Source organism: Pseudoalteromonas sp. A757 (genome assembly GCF_004103285.1).
Classification (GTDB): Bacteria; Pseudomonadota; Gammaproteobacteria; order Enterobacterales; family Alteromonadaceae; genus Pseudoalteromonas; species Pseudoalteromonas galatheae.
In genome coordinates this window covers 87,356-109,462 of record NZ_QNQN01000067.1, presented here as the reverse complement: position 1 = coordinate 109,462, position 22,107 = coordinate 87,356, and the positions used below count along the sequence as shown (strand labels likewise).

25 protein-coding genes are annotated in these 22,107 nt (G+C 43.0%); 15 read left to right on the top strand and 10 right to left on the bottom strand.

Features of this window, described 5'->3' with window-relative positions; genetic code table 11:
• Positions 1-25: 25 nt before the first annotated feature.
• Positions 26-358 (bottom strand): ribonuclease E inhibitor RraB, encoded by a 333-nt coding sequence (locus tag DRB05_RS10570; RefSeq protein WP_128726901.1) that lies wholly within the window; start codon positions 356-358, stop codon positions 26-28.
• A 278-nt stretch (positions 359-636) separates the two neighbouring features.
• On the opposite strand from DRB05_RS10570, the gene DRB05_RS10565 reads away from it, so the two are divergent.
• The 4 genes from DRB05_RS10565 to DRB05_RS10550 are packed head-to-tail and all read left to right on the top strand — an operon-like array spanning position 637 to position 7,683.
• Positions 637-2,334 carry an outer membrane protein assembly factor gene (locus tag DRB05_RS10565; RefSeq protein WP_240036234.1) on the top strand — a complete coding sequence of 566 codons (1,698 nt, stop codon included), beginning with the start codon at positions 637-639 and terminating at the stop codon, positions 2,332-2,334.
• Positions 2,334-5,993, top strand: a complete 3,660-nt coding sequence (locus tag DRB05_RS10560; protein ID WP_128726899.1) for a translocation/assembly module TamB domain-containing protein — start codon at positions 2,334-2,336, stop codon at positions 5,991-5,993. Before DRB05_RS10565 ends, DRB05_RS10560 begins: the two co-directional genes overlap by 1 nt.
• Positions 5,990-6,811: a transporter substrate-binding domain-containing protein gene (locus DRB05_RS10555; RefSeq protein ID WP_128726898.1), complete on the top strand. Its 822-nt coding sequence runs from the start codon at positions 5,990-5,992 to the stop codon at positions 6,809-6,811. The genes DRB05_RS10560 and DRB05_RS10555 overlap by 4 nt, the downstream gene beginning before the upstream one ends.
• Before the next feature lie 2 nt (positions 6,812-6,813).
• Positions 6,814-7,683 carry a peptidylprolyl isomerase gene (locus DRB05_RS10550; protein ID WP_128726897.1) on the top strand — a complete coding sequence of 290 codons (870 nt, stop codon included), beginning with the start codon at positions 6,814-6,816 and terminating at the stop codon, positions 7,681-7,683.
• 251 nt (positions 7,684-7,934) lie between these two features.
• On the opposite strand, the gene queF is transcribed toward DRB05_RS10550, so the two are convergent.
• A complete protein-coding gene (queF, locus tag DRB05_RS10545) occupies positions 7,935-8,780 on the bottom strand; it encodes an NADPH-dependent 7-cyano-7-deazaguanine reductase QueF (protein WP_128726896.1) in 846 nt (281 codons plus the stop codon).
• 127 nt (positions 8,781-8,907) lie between these two features.
• Here queF and syd point away from each other — a divergent pair, with 127 nt between their 5' ends.
• Complete coding sequence (gene syd, locus DRB05_RS10540) at positions 8,908-9,459, top strand: SecY-interacting protein (RefSeq protein WP_128726895.1); 552 nt, start codon at positions 8,908-8,910, stop codon at positions 9,457-9,459.
• A gap of 28 nt (positions 9,460-9,487) precedes the next feature.
• Here syd and DRB05_RS10535 read toward each other — a convergent pair whose 3' ends face one another.
• From DRB05_RS10535 to DRB05_RS10525, 3 genes are all read right to left on the bottom strand, one after another.
• On the bottom strand, positions 9,488-10,261 hold the full coding sequence (locus tag DRB05_RS10535) for a Zn-ribbon-containing protein (protein WP_128726894.1): 774 nt from the start codon (positions 10,259-10,261) through the stop codon (positions 9,488-9,490).
• Positions 10,261-10,521, bottom strand: a complete 261-nt coding sequence (locus DRB05_RS10530) for a hypothetical protein (RefSeq protein ID WP_045964353.1) — start codon at positions 10,519-10,521, stop codon at positions 10,261-10,263. The genes DRB05_RS10535 and DRB05_RS10530 overlap by 1 nt, the downstream gene beginning before the upstream one ends.
• A 71-nt stretch (positions 10,522-10,592) precedes the next feature.
• Positions 10,593-10,820, bottom strand: coding sequence for a DUF2789 domain-containing protein (locus tag DRB05_RS10525; protein ID WP_128726893.1), 228 nt, complete (start codon positions 10,818-10,820; stop codon positions 10,593-10,595).
• Between the two features lie 269 nt (positions 10,821-11,089).
• On the opposite strand from DRB05_RS10525, the gene DRB05_RS10520 reads away from it, so the two are divergent.
• The 4 genes from DRB05_RS10520 to DRB05_RS10505 all read left to right on the top strand — a co-directional run bounded on the left by DRB05_RS10520 (position 11,090) and on the right by DRB05_RS10505 (position 13,723).
• A complete protein-coding gene (locus DRB05_RS10520) occupies positions 11,090-11,722 on the top strand; it encodes a GNAT family N-acetyltransferase (RefSeq protein WP_128726892.1) in 633 nt (210 codons plus the stop codon).
• A 1,095-nt stretch (positions 11,723-12,817) separates the two neighbouring features.
• Positions 12,818-13,165: a DUF805 domain-containing protein gene (locus DRB05_RS10515; RefSeq protein ID WP_128726891.1), complete on the top strand. Its 348-nt coding sequence runs from the start codon at positions 12,818-12,820 to the stop codon at positions 13,163-13,165.
• Positions 13,166-13,187: 22 nt separating this feature from the next.
• Positions 13,188-13,451 carry a hypothetical protein gene (locus DRB05_RS10510; RefSeq protein WP_128726890.1) on the top strand — a complete coding sequence of 88 codons (264 nt, stop codon included), beginning with the start codon at positions 13,188-13,190 and terminating at the stop codon, positions 13,449-13,451.
• Positions 13,430-13,723 (top strand): hypothetical protein, encoded by a 294-nt coding sequence (locus tag DRB05_RS10505; RefSeq protein WP_128726889.1) that lies wholly within the window; start codon positions 13,430-13,432, stop codon positions 13,721-13,723. The genes DRB05_RS10510 and DRB05_RS10505 overlap by 22 nt, the downstream gene beginning before the upstream one ends.
• Before the next feature lie 69 nt (positions 13,724-13,792).
• Here DRB05_RS10505 and DRB05_RS10500 read toward each other — a convergent pair whose 3' ends face one another.
• Entirely contained in the window at positions 13,793-14,098 is a 306-nt protein-coding gene (locus tag DRB05_RS10500) for a DUF3301 domain-containing protein (RefSeq protein WP_039496919.1), read from the bottom strand.
• Positions 14,099-15,127 carry a DUF3549 family protein gene (locus DRB05_RS10495; protein ID WP_128726888.1) on the bottom strand — a complete coding sequence of 343 codons (1,029 nt, stop codon included), beginning with the start codon at positions 15,125-15,127 and terminating at the stop codon, positions 14,099-14,101. It abuts the gene before it with no gap.
• A 158-nt stretch (positions 15,128-15,285) separates the two neighbouring features.
• Here DRB05_RS10495 and DRB05_RS10490 point away from each other — a divergent pair, with 158 nt between their 5' ends.
• The 4 genes from DRB05_RS10490 (at position 15,286) to DRB05_RS10475 (ending at position 17,186) form a co-directional block, all read left to right on the top strand.
• Positions 15,286-15,603 (top strand): YqcC family protein, encoded by a 318-nt coding sequence (locus tag DRB05_RS10490; RefSeq protein WP_099029380.1) that lies wholly within the window; start codon positions 15,286-15,288, stop codon positions 15,601-15,603.
• A complete protein-coding gene (gene truC / locus DRB05_RS10485) occupies positions 15,603-16,337 on the top strand; it encodes a tRNA pseudouridine(65) synthase TruC (RefSeq protein WP_128726887.1) in 735 nt (244 codons plus the stop codon). Before DRB05_RS10490 ends, truC begins: the two co-directional genes overlap by 1 nt.
• On the top strand, positions 16,337-16,780 hold the full coding sequence (locus DRB05_RS10480) for a flavodoxin (RefSeq protein WP_128726886.1): 444 nt from the start codon (positions 16,337-16,339) through the stop codon (positions 16,778-16,780). Before truC ends, DRB05_RS10480 begins: the two co-directional genes overlap by 1 nt.
• A gap of 205 nt (positions 16,781-16,985) precedes the next feature.
• Positions 16,986-17,186: a hypothetical protein gene (locus DRB05_RS10475; protein WP_039496929.1), complete on the top strand. Its 201-nt coding sequence runs from the start codon at positions 16,986-16,988 to the stop codon at positions 17,184-17,186.
• A 230-nt stretch (positions 17,187-17,416) separates the two neighbouring features.
• Here DRB05_RS10475 and DRB05_RS10470 read toward each other — a convergent pair whose 3' ends face one another.
• A complete protein-coding gene (locus DRB05_RS10470; protein ID WP_128726885.1) occupies positions 17,417-18,991 on the bottom strand; it encodes a LysM peptidoglycan-binding domain-containing protein in 1,575 nt (524 codons plus the stop codon).
• Between the two features lie 227 nt (positions 18,992-19,218).
• Complete coding sequence (gene gloB, locus DRB05_RS10465) at positions 19,219-19,986, bottom strand: hydroxyacylglutathione hydrolase (RefSeq protein WP_128726884.1); 768 nt, start codon at positions 19,984-19,986, stop codon at positions 19,219-19,221.
• Positions 19,987-20,038: 52 nt separating this feature from the next.
• Here gloB and DRB05_RS10460 point away from each other — a divergent pair, with 52 nt between their 5' ends.
• Complete coding sequence (locus DRB05_RS10460; RefSeq protein ID WP_010370946.1) at positions 20,039-20,788, top strand: methyltransferase domain-containing protein; 750 nt, start codon at positions 20,039-20,041, stop codon at positions 20,786-20,788.
• Between the two features lie 63 nt (positions 20,789-20,851).
• Here the strand turns inward: DRB05_RS10460 and rnhA are convergent, their stop codons facing one another.
• Positions 20,852-21,322, bottom strand: a complete 471-nt coding sequence (rnhA, locus tag DRB05_RS10455) for a ribonuclease HI (RefSeq protein WP_099029375.1) — start codon at positions 21,320-21,322, stop codon at positions 20,852-20,854.
• Between the two features lie 69 nt (positions 21,323-21,391).
• Between rnhA and dnaQ the strand changes: the two genes are divergently transcribed.
• The gene (dnaQ, locus tag DRB05_RS10450; RefSeq protein WP_128726883.1) at positions 21,392-22,102 is read left to right on the top strand and encodes a DNA polymerase III subunit epsilon; all 711 of its coding nucleotides are present in this window, start codon (positions 21,392-21,394) and stop codon (positions 22,100-22,102) included.
• The last annotated feature ends 5 nt before the right edge of the window (positions 22,103-22,107 follow it).

Genomic DNA, 22,107 nt, shown 5'->3' with positions numbered 1-22,107 from the left:
TAAAAGTCGGATTTTCCGTGGCGATTTATTCTTCTGAAGCCATTAAGCCCCAGCCATCGCCATACCCTTCATAGCCATTGGCTATGCTTTCTAGGTATTGTTCAGTCTGACTCAGTAGCTCATGCATCGGGACCATAGTTACCGTGGTGATAACTTCCCAAACACCTGTGTCAGGACATTGTTGTAACTGGGTTTTCGGTGCTAATTCGTCTTTTCCAATCGCGCTAATGAAACGCTTAGCATCATCAGCTTGCTCGAAAAGAATATAAAAATCGATATTCTGCATTTGCGTCAGATCAACGCCAGCAGCGGCAATCTCAGCTAGAAGCTCACCGTTATCATCATTTGGAAATTGCATAATTTTACTCTGCAGGTTCAATTGCTGCTATTGTCCGTCATCTGCAAGAAAATAAAAAGGATGAATGTAAATAAATGTGCGATAAAACCCACTGCGTTACAATAAAATACACCCTATGTTCAGCTTCAGCTCAGTAAAATTGCACTTTCTCTTAAAAGTCGTTTTACAGTATCCATTTTCGCAAGCACAATGGCATTATCGATGCCCATAAGTCGCGATATTTAGGTCGTTTTATTTTAATGAAGCCGTATTTCTCTTGTTTAACACTAGCGCTTTTTTTGTGCTGTTTTTCCTCGTTTTACGTAGGTGCTGAGTCTCGCCCTGCATCAGTAAAAATCTCCAACATTGAAGTCAAAGTCGAAAACGGCGACGTCGAAGACAACATCACTGGTTTTTTAAAATCTTACCAAGGTAAGCCAAAAATCCCTCGGGTAATGAAAGAGGTGCGTGCGGACATACGTCGCGCTTTGCATGCTTTAGGTTATTATCACTTTGATATTCAAATCAGTGGAGAAGGACAAAACGTCATAGCCGAAGTCAAATTTGAAGCACCACTGAAATGGAAAGATATTAATATTGAGCTTGCGGGCACGGGTAAGGATAATGCGGATTTAGTTTCGCTTATCAAAGATGTACCTATTCAAGTTGGCAAGCAAGTCAATCATGGTGATTACCAGGCAACGAAAAGCCGCTTTGAGAGCGAGCTGCTAGAGCTTGGATATTTTGATTATCAATGGCAAGAGTCCAAATTGCTTGTTCATAAAGCGAATCGCTATGCTGGCGTGCGACTGCTGCTCAACACTGGTAAACGTTATCAATTTGGCGACCTTGCTATTGAGGGAAACACCAAAGCGGCTAACTATATACGTTCACTAAGCCCATTTTCGAAAGGGCAACCTTTTGAAGCGAGTCTTTTGTCTGACTTTAATCTGTCTTTAAATGCAACTCCTTATTTTAGTGCGATAAAGGTTTATCCGCTGTTAAAGGACCGTACGAATGATCAGGTACCAGTTCGAGTGAGTGTTGAAGACAAACCTGCAAATAGCTTTGAAGTGGGTGCTGGCTACAGTGATGATGTGGGTGCAAAAACCCGTTTTAAGTGGACTAAACCCTGGATCACTGAGGATGGCCACTCCTTTGAGTCCAATCTGAGGCTGTCGCAAAAGCAACAAGATATCACAGCAAGTTATACTATCCCGGTAGACAATCCTAACGACGATTTATGGCGTGTGTTAGGTGGTTATAAGGTGCAGGATGAAGTAACGGAAGGGATCAACAGTCGAATTTGGAACGTGCAGGTACAGCGACAATGGCTAACGGACGACGAGTGGGTGAGAACGGCGTTTTTGAAACGTGAACACGAAACCACGGAACAGTTAGGCGAAAAACAACGTACGGAAATGTTGATCCCAGGCATTAGCTACTTAAAGAAAGAAAGTAAAGGTGGCGCGCTACCATATTGGGGTAATGAGCGCCTGATCTCCATTGAAGCCGCAGCAGATTCTGTACTATCGTCTGCAAATATGTTGAAAGTGAGATGGAACAATGAATGGCTAAGAAGCTTTGAAACCAAACATTTATTTTTTGGTCGCTTAGACTTAGGGGCGATCGTGACAAAGGATATTGACCAAATTCCGTTTACCCACCGTTTCCTTGCTGGAGGAGATCAAAGTATCCGTGGTTTTGCCTATGAATCCATCGGTCCTCGCGATGACGAAGGGCGCATACTTGGCGGCAGATATTTAGCCACAGGTACAGTGGAATATAACTATCAATTCCACCCAAGTTGGCGAGCCGCTTTGTTTGTTGATGCGGGTACTGCGACGAACGATTTCTCGGACGCTTGGGAAGTTGGGGCTGGGTTTGGTTTTCGTTATTTAACCCCCGTTGGTCCAATCCGGCTCGACCATGCTTGGGGGCTGACCAAAGAAAGTAAAAGTACGCGTCTCAGTATTGTTATAGGACCTGAAATCTAATGCAGTTCAGAAGCTTAAGAATCAAAATTATTACTGCCATTATTAGCCTATTTTTACTGTTGGTTTGTTTATGCTTTACCTTGCCCGGGCAAAAGTTACTGGTTTGGGTAGCGAATAAAACGGTTTCAGGCATAGAAATCGATGGTTTAGACAAGCGCTTACTATCTGGCGCCAATCTTACGTTGCGTTATCACAATGACGATATTGATATTCGCCTTAGAGACACCAAAGTCACTGTTGAGTGGTTGACCTGTGCCAGCGTTTGCATTGAGCTAGACGCAAAAGCGATAGCGATTGTACAAAAGCAGAAAAGTGTCAACGAAGAGGAAACTACTGAAAGTGGCCAAGTTGAGTTACCACTGCCAATTGCAATAAAACGTGCGCAAGTTCAGCAATTTTCGTTGGAAACGCCTGATATTAAAGTGCAATTGCAAGGCTTGGACACGCAGCTTTCAGGTTCTGGCTCACATTTTAATGTCCCATCTTTGCTATTAGACAGCGTGAAGTTGACCGCAAAGGCAACCGATCAGCCAGTGCCTACAAAATCGTCGGCACCACTTAATGCATTAGCGCCACTCCAACTACCTAAGATAGACCTGCCGCTAACCGCTGAGCTCGGTGAGATAAAGATTAGCAACCTCGCGATAGATGAGCAGACGCTTGAGAATATCAAGCTTTCTCAAGTTATAGTAGATGAAAATGTGGACGTGGAGCAGGTTCAGCTTAACTATCAAGAGTGGTTTATATCAGCGGCGGCAGAAGTCTTGCTTAGCGACTGGACTATTGACCTGAGATCAACCTTGAGTGCGCCACAGGGTTTAGCCAGTTTAACGCTGGTGGGTCGCCCTCATGATCTTACGCTTACTTTGAATACCGAGGGGATGGCGTTTGCAAAACTGCAAGCCCATGCAGATTTGACAACGACAAACTGGCCATTTGATTTACAGGGTCAAATAGATAAATTAGTTATTCCGTCGGAGCCCACAACTTTAAAAAGTGCGACACTCGGCTTGAGCGGAGATGCCTCAAAATATAATTTGTCAGGCTCACTCGCTGTTAATACTGTGCAGTTTGGTGATGTTACCGCGACACTTGAAGGGCAAGGTGGACTACAAGCGTTTACTCTAGCTAAAGCAGCGCTTCAGCTTGAAAAAGCACAGGCGCAAATAGCGGGACAAGTGAACTGGTCGCAAGGATTGAAGGGTAAAGTGAACGGGGACTTTTCTCAGCTACCCGTCGATAGATTGCTAGGGCTAGTGCAATACGATGCAGGGCTTACGGAAAACGATATGTTGGCAGGTCAATTCGCGCTTGATTTTATCAGTCAAGGTGAGCAGTGGCAGGTTAATGTTGAGCGCTTTAAGCTCGATGGTAAAGTAGCGGGTGCCCCGCTTAATGCGGACGTTAAGGTCGTTGTGGATGAGAGCCTACTAGGTGAGTTTAGCCATGCACGCCTGAATTATGGCAAAAATAGACTGACGGTAAGCGGTGAGCTTGGTCAGCAGTTGGACCTCGATATTGACTTTCAGTTTGAGCAGGCGGCAAATACGCTTATTCCAGCCGACTTAAAGGGCAGTGGTGAAATCTTTGTTCAGGGCGACCACCTCAAGCCGAGGATTCAGACCGATATTAAGTTTGACTCCGTGCGTTACCAGAATATAGCACTACACGATCTCACGACGAAAGGCACGGTTGATATTGCCAATGAAATGACTGGGCAAATTAAACTGGCACTAGACCGTTTGATTGTTGACTCTGAAATGGTTGAAGACATTCGTTTAGCTGTGAAAGGCAATCAGCAGCAACATAATGCGACATTGGATATTCGTGATAAGCGAGTGGTTGCAAGCTTTGAAGTCAATGGCAAGATGCAGCAGTCTACTTGGCAGGGAGAGTTGTCGTCTGGTGAGGTAACTTCTCACGGGCAAACGATAGCATTGCAAAGTCCTGCCGCAATCATGATCAGTGATGTCAGTCAGCGCATTGCAAAGCAGTGTTGGCAGATGGATGATACTGATTTGTGTTTTGCAGCCGAGCAAAAAGGCACACAAGGGCAGGCCGATGTTAAACTAGAGAAGTTGGCACTGGCTAAACTACAAACTTGGTTGCCAGCAGAGCTCAAAATAACAGGTGAAACTCAGGCCGTGGCTAAACTTGCGTGGCAAAACGGCCAAGTGACCCGAGCTGATGGCGAGCTGAACATTGTTGATGCCGGTGTTACGACTCATGGGCAAACATTTTCAATTGCTGAATTTAGAGCGTTATTAAAAACCAATAACAAACAAATTCACGCTGATTGGCGCATGACCTCCGATACTTTAGGTCAGTTCAGTGGTGATACGCGTGTGCCGTTAGATAAACAGTCCCCCCAATTAGCTGGTAGCGTAAAAATAGAGTCAATTGAGTTGGCTAACTTGTCAGCGCTACTAAACCGAGTAACGGAACAAAGCTTTGACCTGCAAGGGGAAGTGTTAGGGGATATAAATATCTCAGGTAGTCTCGCAGCCCCTGAAGTGAACGGTAAACTAACGGCTCAGCGCTTATTTATGTCTTCAGACTCTTTGCCCGTGGAAATCGATAAAGGTCACATCAATCTTGATTTTGATACTACTTCCGCTCAACTAGAGGCTGAGTTAACTGCAGCAAAAGGCGGTAAGGTCGCGCTCACTGGCGAAGCTTTTTGGTCACCTGAGCTCTCTGCCGAAATCAAAATAAAGGGCGAAAATATTTACGTGCAGCCAGACTCGCAGATTGAACTAACCGCAAGCCCGGATTTAACACTTGCCTATAAAGATAAAATTGCGCGAATACTTGGAGAAATTGTGGTGCCGTTTGGTCGAGTAAATATTGAATCTCTGCCAGAGGGAGTTACATCTCCAAGCGACGATGAAATCATTGTTGATGCCAAGGTGAAAAAGCAGATGTCGGTGCCAGTGCAACACGAAATAGATTTAAAACTGACCGTTAAAGATAACTTTAGGGTGAAGGCTTTAGGACTAGATAGCTTTGTTACCGGTGCAATCGAAATTGATAAGCAAGTTGAGTCGCCAATGTTAGCAACAGGAGAGTTACAACTAAGAGAGGGTAAATATCGTGCATTTGGCCAAGACTTGTTGATCCGCACAGGACAAATTGGCTTCAATGGCGCACTAGATAAACCGTATTTGAACATTCGAGCTATTCGAAATCCAGCGACAACCGCCAATGATGTGATAGCCGGTGTTGAGCTCACAGGCAATATTGCTAAGCCGCGTTTGACTGTATTTTCAGAGCCAGCAATGGATCAAGCCAAAGCGCTGTCTTACCTACTTAACGGTCAGCCTCTAGGGGAGTCTGAAACCTCTAACAATGCGCTACTCACGCAGTTTTTACTCTCACAGGGAATTGACCGCAGTGAAGGGTTCTTTAGTAAGGCAGGTGAATCGCTTGGACTTTCGGATGTCAATCTATCAGCAAAAGGCAGTGGCGACGATACACAAGTCGAGGTGTCAGGCTATATCACCCCCAATGTTCAGGTCAGTTATCGTGTTGGGGTATTTGAGTCAATCAATGAAATTGCACTGCGCTATCGTGTTTTTTCGAAGTTTTATGTTGAAGCCACGAGCGGTTTGTACAACAGTATAGACTTCTTATACAAGTTTGATTGGGATGACAAATGAAACTGCTCTGGCTCGCTCTAGGTTTTGTGATATTTCCTCTCAAAGCACAAGAAACGACGGAAATTAGAATTAGCGCTGGTGCCGATCCGTACATTATAGAATTGCTCACTTTAGCTCTCTCATATCAGGTAGAGTCATCAAGGCTTATATCAGTGAGAAGCATCCCTTCTCAAGACAGAGCGGTGCGCCTGCTTGGAGAAAAAGGAGGACTGGATGTCAGTTGGTTAGTGACTAACTCACAGCGCGAAAAGGCCGCAAGTGCAATTCGTATTCCCTTAGTGAAAGGGATTTTAGGTTATCGCATTCCTTTAGTGCACAAGCATAATAAAACCTTACTGAGTGGCGTGCGTTATACAGGCGACTTGCGTCGAGTTACTTTTGGTTTACGCAGAGATTGGCCTGACCATCAGATTTTTGAGCGTAATGGCCTCAGCGTGACCTCTTTTTCACAAGAAGACAGTGGTTATGACATGCTGTTGAAAAAACGTTTTGATGTGTTGCCAAGTGATTTAGTGAGTATTGAAGCTGCTCTGAGTGACACTGATTTGGTGGCAGATCGGCATGTGGTGTTTTACTATCCTTCTGCGGTATATTTTTTTGTTTCTCACGACAACCCGTTGCTCCATAGTCAAATTGAGAAAGGTCTCAAAAATGCACTGCAAGATGGCCGGTTTGAGGCTTTATTTTTAAAACATTTTTCCGCTCGCCTTGAAAAGCTAGATCTTAAAAACAAAACAGTCATAGAATTAGACAATCCAAATCTGCCACCCAGTGCGCCGTTGGAGGTACCATTTTATTGGTATAAACAAGGAAAATAATAATGAAAAAAACCTTACTATCTATTGCGCTTGTCATAAGTTCATCTCTTGTCTTAGCAAAACCTTACACAAAGTCACCATCTGAAGTCGTTGCTGAGGCCAACAGCAGCGACTGGCAGCAACTGGATCCTGAAAATATTCTCAAAATAGAATTACAAACAGGATCGGTCTACATCGTGCTCAATCCTGAACTTGCGCCTAATCATGTGGCAAATATTAAAGCGTTAGCACGAGAGGGCTTTTACACTAATTTGAGTATGTATCGGTTTGTGGAAAACTTTGTGGCCCAAGGTGGCGATATGTCGGACAAAAAAATGCCACAAAAAGGAAAGAAAGCGATTGCCGCTGAGTTTTTTCATAGCACAGAATCAACCTTGAAGATCACATCGCTAGATGCTGTGGACGGCTACGCGCCACGTACCGGGTTTCTAAATGGTTTTGCCGTAGGACAAAATGAAGCTGGAACCAAAACTTGGATGACACACTGCGTTGGTTCGTTTGCCATGGCTAGAACCAACGATATTAATAGTGGTGGTACTGAGTTTTACATCACGTTGACGCCGCAGCGATATCTAGACAAAAACACCACTGTGTTTGGACAGTTGTTATCGGGAATGGAGCATGTTCAGCACCTAGATCGTAAACCAGTTACTGGACAAGCGTTCAATGTTATCAAAGGCGTTACGGTACTTGCTGATGTAAAAGGTGCGCCTTCGTTTAAAAGGCTAAAAACAAATACGCCGATTTTTGAGTCGCTAATTGCTGCGCGTAAAAATAGAGCGGGAGATTGGTTTGTTGATACGCCAAACCATATAGATATATGTTCGGTCTCCGTCCCGGTTGAAATGGAAGACGCGAAGGGGAATAAATAACCTGAGCTGCGGATAATTAATGCCTTTCTAGCAGCTAGTTTTAGCGCTAACTGCGTTGAATTCACTTCCAATAGCCAGCTATTGGTGCGTAAATTCGCCTTGTTTTCCCTAAAACTCTCTGGCTAGACAAGGAAAAAACTAAGTTTTGCTTTAACAACAATGAGTTGGAACATTCCTTATCCAAACCTCAGGTTAAATAGTAATACTTAGATGTGATAAAAAGCCATGTGAGAACATGGCTTTTTTACGTTTTACTGTCGGTTAGTTCTTACCGCATACGGAGTTTGATCTTGTTCACTCGAGCGATATGGATTGATATCTAACCCGCCGCGGCGAGTATAGCGCGCATAAACGGATAATTTTTCTGGGCTAAAGGTGCGCCAAAGCTCACAGTAAATGCGCTCTACACATTGCTCATGGAACTCGTTGTGGTCACGGAATGAGATTAGGTACTTAAGCAGCGCTTCTCGGTCGATTTGCTTACCACGGTAACTGATCACTACGCTTGCCCAGTCTGGTTGTGAAGTGATCAGGCAATTTGACTTGAGTAAGTGGCTGTGAAGCGTCTCTTCAACCATTTCATCAGAGGCAAGCTTTAGTAAGTCACTATTTGGTGTGTAGGTATCAACTTCAATATCCAGCTCATCGATACATTCACCAGGGAGACGTGTGAAAGGAATACAATCGAATTCATCTGCGCCAAATAATGTCACGCTAACTTGGCTATTTGATGCTGTGGACAGATCCGTAGCTAGCGTTTGACGCACGGTTTCCATCGTATCAAAACGACTTTGATTAAAGCTGTTCAAGTAAAGTTTGAACGATTTTGACTCAATGATATGCGAGCTTTGGCAAGGAAATACAAAAGTGGCAACCGCAACTTGAGGCTTCCCCTTGTTATTGAGCCAAGACAGTTCGTAGCCTGTCCAAGTATCTTCACCCTTGAATGGTAAAGCGGACTCATCAACATTGATTTGGTCACGATTAAGTTTACGTGCAATGGGGTGCAGCAGGCTTGGAGTATAAACACTGGCGTATTCTGTGGTTTTACCAAGCACAGAAGATTGCAGCTCTGGCGAGTTACTGTAGTCTGTCATGTTAATTCAAATCTCGTTACAATGCGGTCATTATAACGAATGTTTACCTCGGGATTAATAGCATTTTGCTTAATTAAACGAAACAAGTATTCAGCCCGAGGTGAGAAAAATAAAGAGAGCTTTATATATGACTCAGCCCGTAAATATGGCGCGCTTGCATCAAGCCTATGTAGATTATCATCAACAGATCTTTAAAGATTTACCGAGTACCGAGTATGATGAAAGTTGGCCAAGCCCATGTGAGCAGGGTGAACCGAACAAGCTTAACGAGATAAAATGGCTAGCGGTAGAGCGCTCGCCAGTGGGGCATTTAAATGATTTAGCCAAAGCGTTGGAAACGCAATTTCCTGAGGGATTGAACGGACTGTATGGTGATTTCTTTGCTGGCAATATCGTGGCATTTATTGAGGGTAAGCAAATTGAGCTACTGCAAGCATGGAATGAAGATGACTTCGAGCGCTTGCAGCAAAATATCACCGGGCATATTTTAATGAAGCGCAGGCTCAAACAACCTGAAACCGTATTTATTGGCTTAACAGAAGCAGATGACTTATTGGTGTCGGTCGATGTCGCTACGGGTCAAGTTGGGTTAGAGTTTGTCGGTAAGAAGCAGCACCATGTTTTGGCAGATTCTATCGCGGAGTTTGTGGAAAAGCTGACCGTTAACTATCCAATATAGCTAATTGATATAAAGGAGCTTGCGCTCCTTATTGAAAGTCCCACGAAATATTCGAGACCAATTGGCAAGTTTCACATCGAAAGTCGAAAAGGCCGAACCAAGGCTCCTCGAGTAACCAGTCTCCCTGGCAGCTTGGGCATTTTCTTGCTTTTTCTGCGGCGAGGTTTTCGCCGCCAACACGATACAGATAATAGTAAACCGGCTTTTTCGTGAGATAGCGAATACGTTTGCTCAAATCCATGCCACGTCTAAACAAATCGCTACTCATGCTGGAAATTTCCTCCAGTGCAGCAAATTCGCAGCGAGTCGCACCATTGATCTGTATTTGGTCGCAGGCTTGCCAATCTTCTTTCCATTTGATCAGTGCTTTGTAATCACCGTTGGCAATCGCTGGGATTTTATATAAAGGCACTGGCAAAAAGTCGTCGCCACAATACAGTGGACTACAAGTGTGTACGTATGTGGTGTAGAGAATGTAGCTTGATGGTTCATGACAGGCATCAGCGCTGTTGGCATGTATATCTTGTCCAAAAACTTTGACCTTAGGTGCAAGTAAGCCTGATTGCTGTAGTTGGTCAATCGCAAACTTCACAAAAGGACTATGGTTTAATGGATGCAAAGCGTCTTCTTCAGGACACATCACGCGAGTAATGAAATAACCATCTTTAAGTACGGTTGGAAATTCGTCACCAATGATTTGACCATTAAAGCGAAGTGCGTTGACCACACGGTTGATGGCCTGCTCAGCAGCATCTAAGGTGGTTTCCTCATAGCAATCAAACGTTAAGTCGACAACAAACACTACGACTTCTCCAATAATGCAATGAGCTTATCAAGCTTAGCTTCAATTCTATCTAATTGGCTTTGTGAACTTGCTTTGACGACCTCTTCAACCTCTTGATAGTGATCAATACAGGTAGGGTCTTGTTTGTACGCAGCAATGCCCGAGATAACGTCTGGCATTGCGACGCTTTGAGTTAATTTGCTTTTTGTTAGCGCGACGGTTGGAGTCTTTCCACTATCGACTAATTTTTTGATAGCTCTGGCAACAGCAGGGTGCATAGAGGTTCCTAAACGCCTTAATCATAGGAATTGATCATAGCACCAAGTTACGCAAGGAGCGATTGCTTTAGCTATCTTAACATCGCATCTAGTTCGTCAATGATTTCACTCCAATCGGCGTCTTCTTTCAGCGATTCTTCAATAAAGTGACGCTGTCCTTCATTCCAAAATGGTGCTTGGCTTAACAGCATACCGTCAGGAAGGCGGTGTTGTTTGACAAACCCTTCAATCGCCTTGGGATTGTTATCCAGCCCAAGTTGGGCAAATAAAGTACTCATAGTGTGGCGACTAGTATCCATATCATTCTCCCTCGTTTGCTTGAATTTTACTCACTAACTATAGTAAAGGTGGTTGTAAAACCTTTAGCAAGTCGTCATCGATAAAAACCATAATGACCAATGCGATGATAAATATACAAGTCTACGACTGAATAAATTGTGACTAGTATCAATTTCTGTCATTAATAGTCGCACATTATTGGAGTACACAAAAATTTTGAGGTTTTGATATTAAGTAGTATTTCGACATGATTATCAGAAGCTTGGGGCAATAACAATAAGGAACCGTGATGTCAGTAGAAACTTCTCAGCATGAATTAATCGTTAGATATTTAAATCCAGAAGATATCAATGTAGCCGCGAGTGTGTTGTATCAGGCTTACCATGATGATCCGCTACTCAAGCAGGTACTGGAGGCAAAACAAGAAGCCACCTTTGAAAAAAAGCTCAGATCTTTAATACGTGAAGAGCTTTCAGCATTTGGCCAAACGGGTCAGCCGATGGTGGGGTTATATCATCAAGATAGATTGGTCGCGGTAGCATGTGTTATTGCAAATAGTGATGAATTGAGTGCAAATCGACAATGGCATTGGCGATTACGACTTATGATGAGCGCAGGGTATTTGCAAACGCAACAGCTGATTGAGAAAGAAAAGTCGATTAGACAAGCGTTGCAAGCACATGAGCCGTGTCACTTTTTATCCCTAATTGCTGTTGACCCTCATGTTCAAAGGCTTGGTTATGGTCACTATTTACTTACTGCACTTGATGACTTAATTACACAAAGTAAAGAAACAAACGGGATGGCTGTATTTATTACCAAACCGGAACAAGCGCAGTTTTTTGCAGGTCATGGTTATCAAATCTTACAAAATATGGAGTTTAGCTCTGTAGAGGGCACATTGTTATTTAAGAACAAATAGCAACAATGGAAATTACTATGTGAGAGATCTCGTACGAGAATGTGGGTAAAGGCGCTTTGTAGTACCGAATTTGTAGTGTGTTTTTGAGTTATGGTGCTGATTTTAAAAGAGTTACTTTATTTTTCCTTTAGATGACAAGAAAAAGATTGTTCCTAGCTATCTAACAAAAATGCTCAATCTCCGTAAACTTAACAATGTAAGGAAACACAAGAGCAGGAGCTCAGCGTCAAAGGATAAGGAATTTGACAACAAGAGAAGGATGTATTGCATAAGGCAAGGAAGATCTGGAACTCGAGGAAGCGAGTGTGAAGTGGAACTTCACTAGGGATAAGGAGACACACGGAGTGTCAAGGAGCGCGGGAAGCGTAGTGGAGCAAGGAAGAGTAAATAGGGATGAGCAAGGCTTTAGGATGAAGGAGCGCAATCTGGATGATTGCGAAGCGGATGGGTTACACTGGATGTAACAATGTATAGGGAGCACATAAGGACTATGTGAAGCGGAGCCAAGATGGTGTTGGAGCGCGGGAAGCGAAGTGGAGGCCAAGAGGGCTAAAATGGAGATGCACTGGAAGTGCTAATGGATGACACAAGGATGAGAGTAGGGTAAGTCGGAGTACATACCCGTTCAGGGGAAGAAGAATTGGCGGATTGCTTTTGGGTTGTAAAGCAGAGGAATCGGATACCTCTTGGGATAATCGTCAGGATTGAGGCGCAGCAAATAGGCTAGCGCCTTAGTTTTTTGGCGTCTCGAGTCTGTAATCGCTCCTTATTCTGGAATCATACTCAAAACCTATCGGCTTGTAGTTTCAAACCATCTCTATGCTTATTGCAATATTAGTCCTTCATTTTAGTTTTATACCGATTTTATTAAGTAATTGATTTACATCGAAACGTGAAAATAACTTTAGTCGCTGGGTAAAAAGCTTCCTTTTTTGGTTAAAAGAAACATTTTTAACGAAGCTCATATGTTATTTCATCTTTCAAAGTAGTCGAAGAATTCATTCAATTGGTGTCAATGCGCTACAGGCTCTCTTTATTGAGAGACTATCCAGTACTCAGAAACTTATAACAAACAAAAATAGCTAAGGAAAAAAAATGGAATGGTACCTAACTGTATTAAAAAGATATTCTGATTTTAGCGGACGCTCAAGACGTAAAGAGTATTGGATGTTTATCCTGATCAACGCGCTGATAGGCTTTGTAATTGGGATAGTTGACGGGCTCTTAGGGACCCTTATTTTAACTGGTATTTATTATTTAGTGGTACTAGTACCCACTGTCGCTGTATCCATTCGCCGTCTTCATGACACTGGGCGTTCTGGTTGGTGGGTTTTGGTAAGTTTTGTACCTATTATTGGTTTGATAGCCATCATATATTTTACTGTACTGGATAGTGATGTTGGAGAGAATGAATACGGACCAAGTGTTAAAGGATATGTGTAACTAACGACACAGGGGTAATAAAATGAGCCACACCATGTATCTATATGAAGTTGAGCATCAAGACATTAATAATGTGATCAGTTCAGGTTCTAATAGCGAGATTTTCTCACAAATAGTGGCGAACAAAAGTGATGAAGAGGTAAGGGGGCTAAGAAGGCTTTTTGATAAAAGTTATAGTCGCCACCCTGACTCGCTTGAAAGTAAAGATGCAGCCGAACTTATCATAGCACTTCAGCATGTATTTATCTTACTAATGGGCAAGCCGTGTCTTTTGAATTTACCCTAGATGAAGATATCGCCCCTGAATTATTTGACTTTCCATTTGATGATTGGGATGAAGATGATTTTGGTATGCCTATCAGTGTCGATGGTGTGCCTGCAGTAATATACAGAAATAACAAGTCGCTGTTAGACTATCATCATAAGTTTCAAACTGTATTGACCGAAGAGCGGTATGATGAAGATAGCATTGACGAGGACGATTTAAGAGAGTTGGTTGGCTTTTTAGAACGGGCAACGGCTCATCGTCGCGGGGTGTGTATATTTTGCTTTGAGTGATGGCTTAAACACTTTTGATAGGTACTTAAATTCGATTTAATTTAAGTACCTACTTCAACACTTAATAGACTAGCTCGCGATTTTATAAGCGGGCAATTCTTTTTTGACTAATCGTTCATTTTCTAAGTAAAGCTTACCTTGATAGGCTGACTCGCCATCTGAACTAAACTCAAACATAAATTGGCTTTTTATTCCAAGTTTGCCGTCTTTTAATACGCCGAAACGGCGCTTAATGCAGGCAACACTTAACAGTTGCACTTGCAAACTTTCAGCTTGATGCTGTGCATGCCTATTTGCCGCTTCTGCGATCTGACGGCTATACCAAAATAGCGCGATAACAGATGATACGATGATAAAAAGCCAAAGCGTTGTCATTTAAGAAAATAACCTTCCAATTGCACGAGACAGAGTTTCACTGCGATTTTCTGCCCTAATAATCCCTAAAACATGTGGGCGTAATATAGGTATTGCAACTAAGTCTGCGAAAATACTGCTGAAAAGTCCATCGATTTGATTATTTTCAGCGGCTTTTTCCATAAAGATAAAGAGCCTTTGCTGGTCGGTTAATGTCTCCCAAGCACGCCCTGCAATAGTGAGTAAGCAATCTGCATCTGAACCCAACTCGGATGCTAAAATAGTGTCTACTGCTTGCGCGATGAGACCAAGCGCGTGACTTCCCGACATTGCACGCAAATTGGTGACTACAGCGTCCTTATTTTGCTCGTAGCATGCGCGGGTTAAAGCGGCTAAAAAGTCTTCGGTTTGTGGTGTTGAGATCGTAACGTGCTCAAGCATTGCGGCTAATGGGGTTTTAACTTCTGCCGGCAAAACAGACCAAACCTGTTGCAGGTTGCTCGCATTATGACCATGGTCTAGACGTAGGGCAAAATCAGCAATGCCTTGTAGCGCTATTTCTTGCCAGCGTTCAAACCCGAGCTTACCAGAAAAATAGAGTTCGGCGTGCTCGTAATATTGAGAAGCCGGGCGATTAAGTTCACGCTTTAATAGCGCATTGAACGCTGCGAGTTTGTTCGCATTTGGTGTGAAGACATAAGGGTTGTTATCAAGCTTCCCTTGAGCGGTTTCGCCCGTGAGTTGTGTACCTAATGCTTCGAGTACCATGGAGGCAAAGTGGTCACGGCTGGCGATAATGAGTTTGCTTTGCTCATCCAGTGGAAATTTTAAAAACCAAACATAAGGATCAACGGTTGCTTCATTATCCCAAAATTGAATTGCCATGATGGCATGACCACCAAGCGGATACGGATAAGGGACTTGAGTATTCTCGATTTGCGCAAACTGCTTCTTATCTATTTTTGTGATACGTCGACCCATATCATAGACTCGCCACTGGGTACCGGCGTTTGTTAGTAATTCACCTAAAGTTGAAATTTGCGCTGTCATGAATGCTCTATATGTTACTTATATTTTCAATAGCGGCAATTATAGCTACTTTTGGAGGCGCTGATAAGCCTATGAAAAAGGTGCACTTGAGAGAATTGGCTAGCTCCTAAATAATGCAAATTGCTATAATGTAAAAAATTGAGAAAGAGACGGAACCGATGAACTCGGAATTATTGATTCAGTTAGACGAACTAGAGGCTTGTTTAAAAGCAACGGGTCTTTGGCAAGATGAGCCAATTTCGGCTAAGGCGCTTACCTCAACAGAGCCATTTTGTTGCGATACGATGACCTTCGCGCAGTGGTTGCAATTTGTATTCTTGGGTAAAATGCGAACGATGGTAGAGAGCGGCGAAGCATTACCGGAAAACATGGCGATTGCGCCAATGGCTGAAATGGTATTGAGTGAACATCTTTATTTTAATGCAGTGCACCAGTGCTTAAAAAACCTTGATAATACAATTGCAAAGAGCGCGTAATGCTTGAGATTTTATATCAAGATGCGCATTATGTTGCGATAAATAAGCCGTCAGGGTTATTGGTTCATCGCTCGTTTTTGGATAAGCGAGAAACACAATTTGCGATGCAAATGCTGCGTGATCAACTTGGTCAACATGTTTTCCCCGTTCACCGTTTAGATAGACCGACGTCAGGCGTGCTGCTGTTTGCGCTAAGTTCTGAGGCCGCGCGAGACATGAATGAAGTCTTTATTAGCGGTAATATTCAAAAACGCTATTTAGCGCTTGTTCGCGGATTTGCTCCGGAATCTAGATTCGTCGACAGACCACTCAAAGAAGAGCTCGATAAAATCGCTGATAAGTTTGCCTGTCAGGATAAAGCTCCGCAGGAGGCGCAAACACAGATAAATTGTTTATTGCAGGGTAGCTTGCCAATTCCTCTTGGCAAGTATCCAAGTATCCGCTACTCATTGGTGGAGTGTTTTCCTAAAACCGGTAGAAAACATCAGATCAGGCGCCACCTCAACTATTTAGCACATCCGATTATTGGTGATGTTAATCACGGTGATAATAAACACAACCACTTTTTTGTCGATCATTTTGGCTTACGTCGATTGATGTTATTTGCAACTAAATTGGAATTTGTACATCCTTATACCAACACGACGATTTCAATTACCGCGGATTTGGGGGAAGAAGCATTAGCTGTCTTCGCTCAGCTCGGTTGGTCAGATAACGAGAAGGATTATAAATAATGGCAAAAGTTTCCATTTTTGTAGGAAGTATGTACGGCAATGCTGAAAACTTGGCAAATGACAGTGCTGAGTTTTTGAATAAATCGGGTCATGAGGCAAGTGTTATTGAACCAGCTTCCATCACTGATGTAACGCAAGCAGAAAACATTTTGTTTATTTCATCTACTACCGGCTCTGGTGATATTCCCGATAACTTGTTGCCTTTATTTTTGCAAATGCAAAGCGAATTTCCGATGCTAACGGGCAAAAAAGTAGCGGTCATCGCATTGGGGGACTCTAGTTATGGCGATACTTTTTGTGGTGCAGGAAAACAAATTGATACCCTGATTGAAGAGTTGAACGCCACTCGAGTACAACCGCGTCTAGACATCGATGCCTGTGAATATTTTGAGCCTTGGGAGCCTGCTGAGCCTTGGCTTCAAGCATTGGCAAAAAACCTTTAGGTTTTATCTTCTGTTCAGCATTACCTTTCAATTTACGCGGCTTAATAGGTCGCGTTGCCTGCTTAAATAGCAAACTCATCGGCATAGTCATAGTAACCAAAAAAACATAAATGTTTACATTTCGGTTACGTTGTGTGACATTAGTCTTGGTTGTATGAAAATTGACCGATATTATAAAGTTCAAACTAATGAAAAGGAAAAAATAATGATTAAACCGATTCTATTTGCTGTATCTGCTATTTTTGCCACCGCGATGTCGTCTAATGCTACCGCATTCGAAGAAATTTACCTTGAATGTTACAAAAATGGTGAGTTGTTATGGGCTGACTCTTTTACTGATTATCGAGACGCGGATAACGCATCGAGAATTTGCAGGAGAATTGGTGGTACGCCAATAATGTACTAACGATATAAGTTCTTTATGAAACTTCCTTTAGATAATTTTAATCAGTATTGAAGCCTAACCAAAGTTTTGGGTTTAAATCAGCTATAAGCGACGTTGAAAAGTTGTGTATTTAAACGATAGAACTATCGTAATCTTTAAGGGAAAGTGAGTTAAAAGTGCTGCTTTAATATGTAAAAATCCAATATCATCACTGATATTGGATTTTTATTTTTAAACCCTAGCTCTTAGCGCTAAACACGTTTCGTCTGAACTTTCAGTTTTAACTTTTGACCTGGCTGGAGATACTTCTGCCCAGTCAGGTTGTTCCATTTGACGATTTCATTCACGCTAACGTTAAATTTAGTGGCGATACGTGCTAGTGAGTCGCCTTTACGCACTTTGTAAGTGATTGTGCGTTCGGTATTGACGAGGACGGTTTGATTTGCTGCTTTTTCATCTTTAAAGACGGTAAGCTTTTGTCCAAGGCGCAAAACGGCATTGGTTTTTAACTTATTCCAGCTAGCTAATTGCTTAACGGTAACATCATATTCGCGGCTGATATCCCACAATGTATCGCCTGACTTTACCGTGTGGCTGAGCTTTTTCTTGGTCACTTTGTTGGCGGCAAGGCGCACCTCTGGTGGTAAATGCTCACTTTGCAATTCGCCATCACTGAGTGGCACCAATAGCCTCTGGCCAACACGGATCATATTGCCATCGATGCTATTGAGTGAGCGAATGGCGCCGATACTAGTATTAAACTTAGTCGCAACGACCGACAGGCTATCTCCTTTTTGCACCGTATAATATTGCCAACGAAGCCTATCTTTTACTTCTGTCTTAGCTAATTTCTCTTGAAAGGCGTCAACCTTTTCCATAGGTAATAATAACTGATGTGGACCATCTGGATCGGTGGCCCAACGATTAAAACCTGGATTTAGGCGATAGAGTTCAGTTAAAGAAATATCAGCCATTTCAGCGGCAAGCGCTAGATCAATTTGTGACCCTACTTCAACAGTATCAACTACTTGGGCATTGATGATAGGTTGCCACGTGACCTTAAACTCATCTGAGCGTTTTAATAGGTCGGACAAAGCAAGTAATTTAGGAACATACGCAGTGGTCTCGCGAGGTAAATCGAGAGACCAAAAGTCGGTGGGCAAATGCTTTTTACGGTTTTTTCGGATTGCTCTGAGCAATCGACCTTCACCTGAATTGTAAGCGGCAATTGCGTTTAACCAGTCGCCTTCCAGCGTTTTATGGAGGTAGGTGAGGTAATCAAGTGCCGCTTGCGTTGATGCAACAATATCGCGACGGCCGTCATACCACCAATTTTGTTTGAGGTTGAAGCGTTCACCTGTTTGAGGCATAAATTGCCAAATACCGGAAGCGGTGCGGTGTGAATAGCCAAAGGGATCGAATGCGCTTTCTACAATAGGTAATAACGCGATCTCGACAGGCATATTGCGCTTTTCTACTTCTTCAACAATGTAGTAGAGGTAAGGCTCTGCACGTTTTGCGATACGGTCTAAATAGGCTTGGTGACGTTGATAGTAATTACGTTCGGCGACCACAGGTCTATTTTGCGGTACTTCGATAGATAACTGATAACGGATCCGCTCCCATACATCGTCAAATACAGGCACAGCCTCTTCATCTTCGTCTTGCCATGAGGTGCTGAGTGTTTGAGAGATATCATAAGGGCTCGCGTGATCTAAGTTGGCCTGCTTCACTTGTTCAGTTGCAGCTTCCAATGGGGTTTCTTGTGTGATTTCACAACCACTTAATATTGCTGTTGATGCAATAATAAAGGCGAGCTTTTTCATAAATGCGTTCTTTTGCTTGGGGGTTCGGACAAAAACTCGGCAATATTACCGAGTTTGTATCAGCATTTAAAGCTTCTTTATTATTTTATTTCGACTTCCTAAAAATCGTTAGAAATGCTTATCTTTGGCGGCATTGCTAAGAAAATGGATAATTTATTCAATACTTCCCATGTAAGTACGCCAAAAAAGCGTCATTTTGGCGTTACATTAGGTCACTATTGAATATTTTAGAAGTTATCCTTCCATTTTCTTAGCGCACTAAAGCGAGCTTCAGGTGTATTTTCTGACGTGATAAATTGTGGTGGAATATGGGTGAGGATGGCTTCATTCGCGGCACGTACAAAAGGATTGATTGCTTTTTGTTGTTCAATTGTTGTAGGTATTGTGCGCTCGTTACTGGCACGTAATGACTTTGCTTGTTGGTGATACTGGATCAGTGCTTGGTTAGTGGGCTCAACAGCCTCAGCAAAAGCAAGGTTTGCGAGCGTATACTCGTGCGTGCAATACACTTTGCATGTGTCAGGTAGTGTGAGTAGCTTTTCAAAGGAGTGCCACATTTGGCTTGGTGTTCCCTCAAAAAGCCTGCCACAACCTGCATTGAATAAGGTATCCCCCGTAAAAGCCAGCTCATCATTTACATAACAGATATGATCTAAGGTGTGACCTGGGGTGGCAATAATGTTCAGCGTGGTATCGAAAAGTGTGATCGTATCATGTTCACTGAGGCCGTGAGTAATGCCTTTATATTTACCATTTTTAGGTCCGTAGACTGTTAAGCTAGGAAAATGTGATAAAAGCGGGGCAATGCCATCAGTGTGATCCCAATGATGATGGGTGACTAATATGCCTTGGAGTGTTAAATCAAACTTGGCGAGGTAATCTAAAACAGGTTGTTCGTCACCGGGGTCAACCACCCAACAGTTTGAACGTAGAGGGTCTTTTATCAGCCAGATATAATTGTCATCAAATGCTTTGATTGCATCGACTTGCACCATAACGCAATGCTCTATAAAGTGATTAATAACACCAGTATAACGAGCTTAGTAAATGAAACCAGCGTTAAGTTTTTTACAAGGACCCAAACCCGATGAGTGGCAGGACTTTCCTCACGGTGAATATTTAAAAGTGGGGATCCAAAAACGACTGGATGAGTGGCTACCAAGAATGTTTGGTTACCACATGCTAAAACTCGGCTGTTTGAGCGGTCAAATGAATACCTCTGCCAGCCCGATTAAGCATCAAGTTTGTGTTGCCCCACAAGGCAAACATGTCGGAGTATTTGCTGAAATTGACGAGCTACCTTTTTACGAAAACTCAGTCGATGCTTGTATTTTAAGCCAGTGCTTAGAATATCATTCTGATCCGCATCATATTCTACGCGAAGCCCATCGCACACTTATTCCCGGTGGTTATATTGTGATCTCAGGTTTTAATCCGTTTAGTTTATGTGGTGTGGCGCAAATGCTTCCCTTTAGTAAAGAAAAACTCCCTTGGTCAGGGCGCTTCTTTACTCCATCTCGGGTGAAGGATTGGCTAGACTTACTCGGGTTTGAGATTGTTGGTGACGAGCGCTTTATTTACGCGTCTTTAGCGCGAGGCTCCAGGCTTTCTCGTTTTGCGCCATGGCGCCGCTTTTGTCGTCATTACTTAAAGCCGATGGGAAGCGTGTATATGTTGGTGGCAAGAAAGCGGGTGATGCCGCTCACTCCAATCAAACCCAAATGGCATGTAAAGCCCAAGTGGACACCCGCTGTGAAAGGAGCTGGGCTCAGGCAAACCTGCCAAGATAAAGAATAACGAGTGTTATTTCTTAAGATAAATCTTAAGGGAGCTGTTATTTGTTATAGAATGACTCCCTAGTTAGACGCTGGCTTCGTAGCCCTCATCTACAAGTAGATTTGAGCCTGAAGCCGCTTCACGCGCTAAATCATCGACAAGCTCATTGTATTTATTTCCAGCGTGGCCTTTTACCCAGCGCCACTGGATCGTGTGTCGGCTGGTGGCAGCGTCCAGTCTTTGCCATAAATCGACATTTTTTACCGGTTGTTTAGCTGCGGTTTTCCAATTGCGCTTTTTCCAGTTTTCAAGCCAAGACTCAATGCCTTGCTTAACATATTGGCTGTCGGTATACAGAATAATATCGCAGGGACGCTTTAATGTTTCGAGTGCAACAATGGCTGCAAGCATTTCCATTCTATTATTGGTTGTGAGCTTATACCCTGCACTCATTTCTTTTTCATGTCCTTGATAGGAGAGGTAAACACCATAACCACCTGGACCTGGATTGCCTAAACACGAGCCATCGGTATAAATCTCTACGGTTTTTTGCACTGAATTGCCTATTTTTATGTAAAATGTGCGAATAGGGCAAAATAATAGCAAAGTTAAGCGGGCAACGATATGCACACACGGCAAATAGTACTGGATACAGAAACCACAGGTATTGATCCTAAAGCAGGGCACAGGATCATTGAAATTGGTTGTGTTGAGCTAGTCAATCGCAGACTAACGGGGAATAACTTCCACGTATATATTAACCCTCAGCGCGACATTGAAGAAGAAGCCATTGATGTTCACGGTATCACCAATGAATTTTTACGCGATAAACCTTTTTTCCATCAAATTGCGCAAGAGTTTTTTGATTATATTAAAGGAGCTGAGCTTGTCATTCATAACGCGCCGTTCGACGTCGGCTTTATGGATCACGAGTTTGCTAAGCTAAATCAAGGCTTTCCGGCGACCCATGACTATTGCCAAGTGCTAGATACTTTGGTGATGGCTAGGGATCTTCATCCAGGCCAGAAGAACAGTCTAGATGCGCTTTGCCGTCGCTACGATATCGATAACTCAAAGCGTACGCTGCACGGCGCTTTACTGGATTCCGAGATCCTTGCTGATGTTTACCTTTCGATGACGGGAGGCCAAAAAAAGCTCAATTTGGCGAACCAAAATAAAGGTGAGCAGGCTAGCTCAGGCGGTGGCATTATTCGTTTAGACAGTAATCGCCCTGCACTTAAAGTTTTACGTGCTTCTGCCGATGAAGAACAAGCACATACAGAACGTTTAGAGCTTGTAAACAAAGCTTGTGGACAAAGCTTGTGGCAACAATAATGAAT

Excerpts from the sequence above, each read along its gene's own strand:
- DRB05_RS10570 (WP_128726901.1), bottom strand. The coding sequence starts at position 358 with ATGCAATTTCCAAATGATGATAACGGTGAGCTTCTAGCTGAGATTGCC.
- DRB05_RS10560 (WP_128726899.1), top strand. The coding sequence starts at position 2,334 with ATGCAGTTCAGAAGCTTAAGAATCAAAATTATTACTGCCATTATTAGC.
- DRB05_RS10555 (WP_128726898.1), top strand. The coding sequence starts at position 5,990 with ATGAAACTGCTCTGGCTCGCTCTAGGTTTTGTGATATTTCCTCTCAAA.
- DRB05_RS10550 (WP_128726897.1), top strand. The coding sequence starts at position 6,814 with ATGAAAAAAACCTTACTATCTATTGCGCTTGTCATAAGTTCATCTCTT.
- queF (WP_128726896.1), bottom strand. The coding sequence starts at position 8,780 with ATGACAGACTACAGTAACTCGCCAGAGCTGCAATCTTCTGTGCTTGGT.
- syd (WP_128726895.1), top strand. The coding sequence starts at position 8,908 with ATGACTCAGCCCGTAAATATGGCGCGCTTGCATCAAGCCTATGTAGAT.
- DRB05_RS10530 (WP_045964353.1), bottom strand. The coding sequence starts at position 10,521 with ATGCACCCTGCTGTTGCCAGAGCTATCAAAAAATTAGTCGATAGTGGA.
- DRB05_RS10525 (WP_128726893.1), bottom strand. The coding sequence starts at position 10,820 with ATGGATACTAGTCGCCACACTATGAGTACTTTATTTGCCCAACTTGGG.
- DRB05_RS10520 (WP_128726892.1), top strand. The coding sequence starts at position 11,090 with ATGTCAGTAGAAACTTCTCAGCATGAATTAATCGTTAGATATTTAAAT.
- DRB05_RS10515 (WP_128726891.1), top strand. The coding sequence starts at position 12,818 with ATGGAATGGTACCTAACTGTATTAAAAAGATATTCTGATTTTAGCGGA.
- DRB05_RS10510 (WP_128726890.1), top strand. The coding sequence starts at position 13,188 with ATGAGCCACACCATGTATCTATATGAAGTTGAGCATCAAGACATTAAT.
- DRB05_RS10500 (WP_039496919.1), bottom strand. The coding sequence starts at position 14,098 with ATGACAACGCTTTGGCTTTTTATCATCGTATCATCTGTTATCGCGCTA.
- DRB05_RS10495 (WP_128726888.1), bottom strand. The coding sequence starts at position 15,127 with ATGACAGCGCAAATTTCAACTTTAGGTGAATTACTAACAAACGCCGGT.
- DRB05_RS10490 (WP_099029380.1), top strand. The coding sequence starts at position 15,286 with ATGAACTCGGAATTATTGATTCAGTTAGACGAACTAGAGGCTTGTTTA.
- truC (WP_128726887.1), top strand. The coding sequence starts at position 15,603 with ATGCTTGAGATTTTATATCAAGATGCGCATTATGTTGCGATAAATAAG.
- DRB05_RS10480 (WP_128726886.1), top strand. The coding sequence starts at position 16,337 with ATGGCAAAAGTTTCCATTTTTGTAGGAAGTATGTACGGCAATGCTGAA.
- DRB05_RS10475 (WP_039496929.1), top strand. The coding sequence starts at position 16,986 with ATGATTAAACCGATTCTATTTGCTGTATCTGCTATTTTTGCCACCGCG.
- DRB05_RS10470 (WP_128726885.1), bottom strand. The coding sequence starts at position 18,991 with ATGAAAAAGCTCGCCTTTATTATTGCATCAACAGCAATATTAAGTGGT.
- gloB (WP_128726884.1), bottom strand. The coding sequence starts at position 19,986 with ATGGTGCAAGTCGATGCAATCAAAGCATTTGATGACAATTATATCTGG.
- DRB05_RS10460 (WP_010370946.1), top strand. The coding sequence starts at position 20,039 with ATGAAACCAGCGTTAAGTTTTTTACAAGGACCCAAACCCGATGAGTGG.
- dnaQ (WP_128726883.1), top strand. The coding sequence starts at position 21,392 with ATGCACACACGGCAAATAGTACTGGATACAGAAACCACAGGTATTGAT.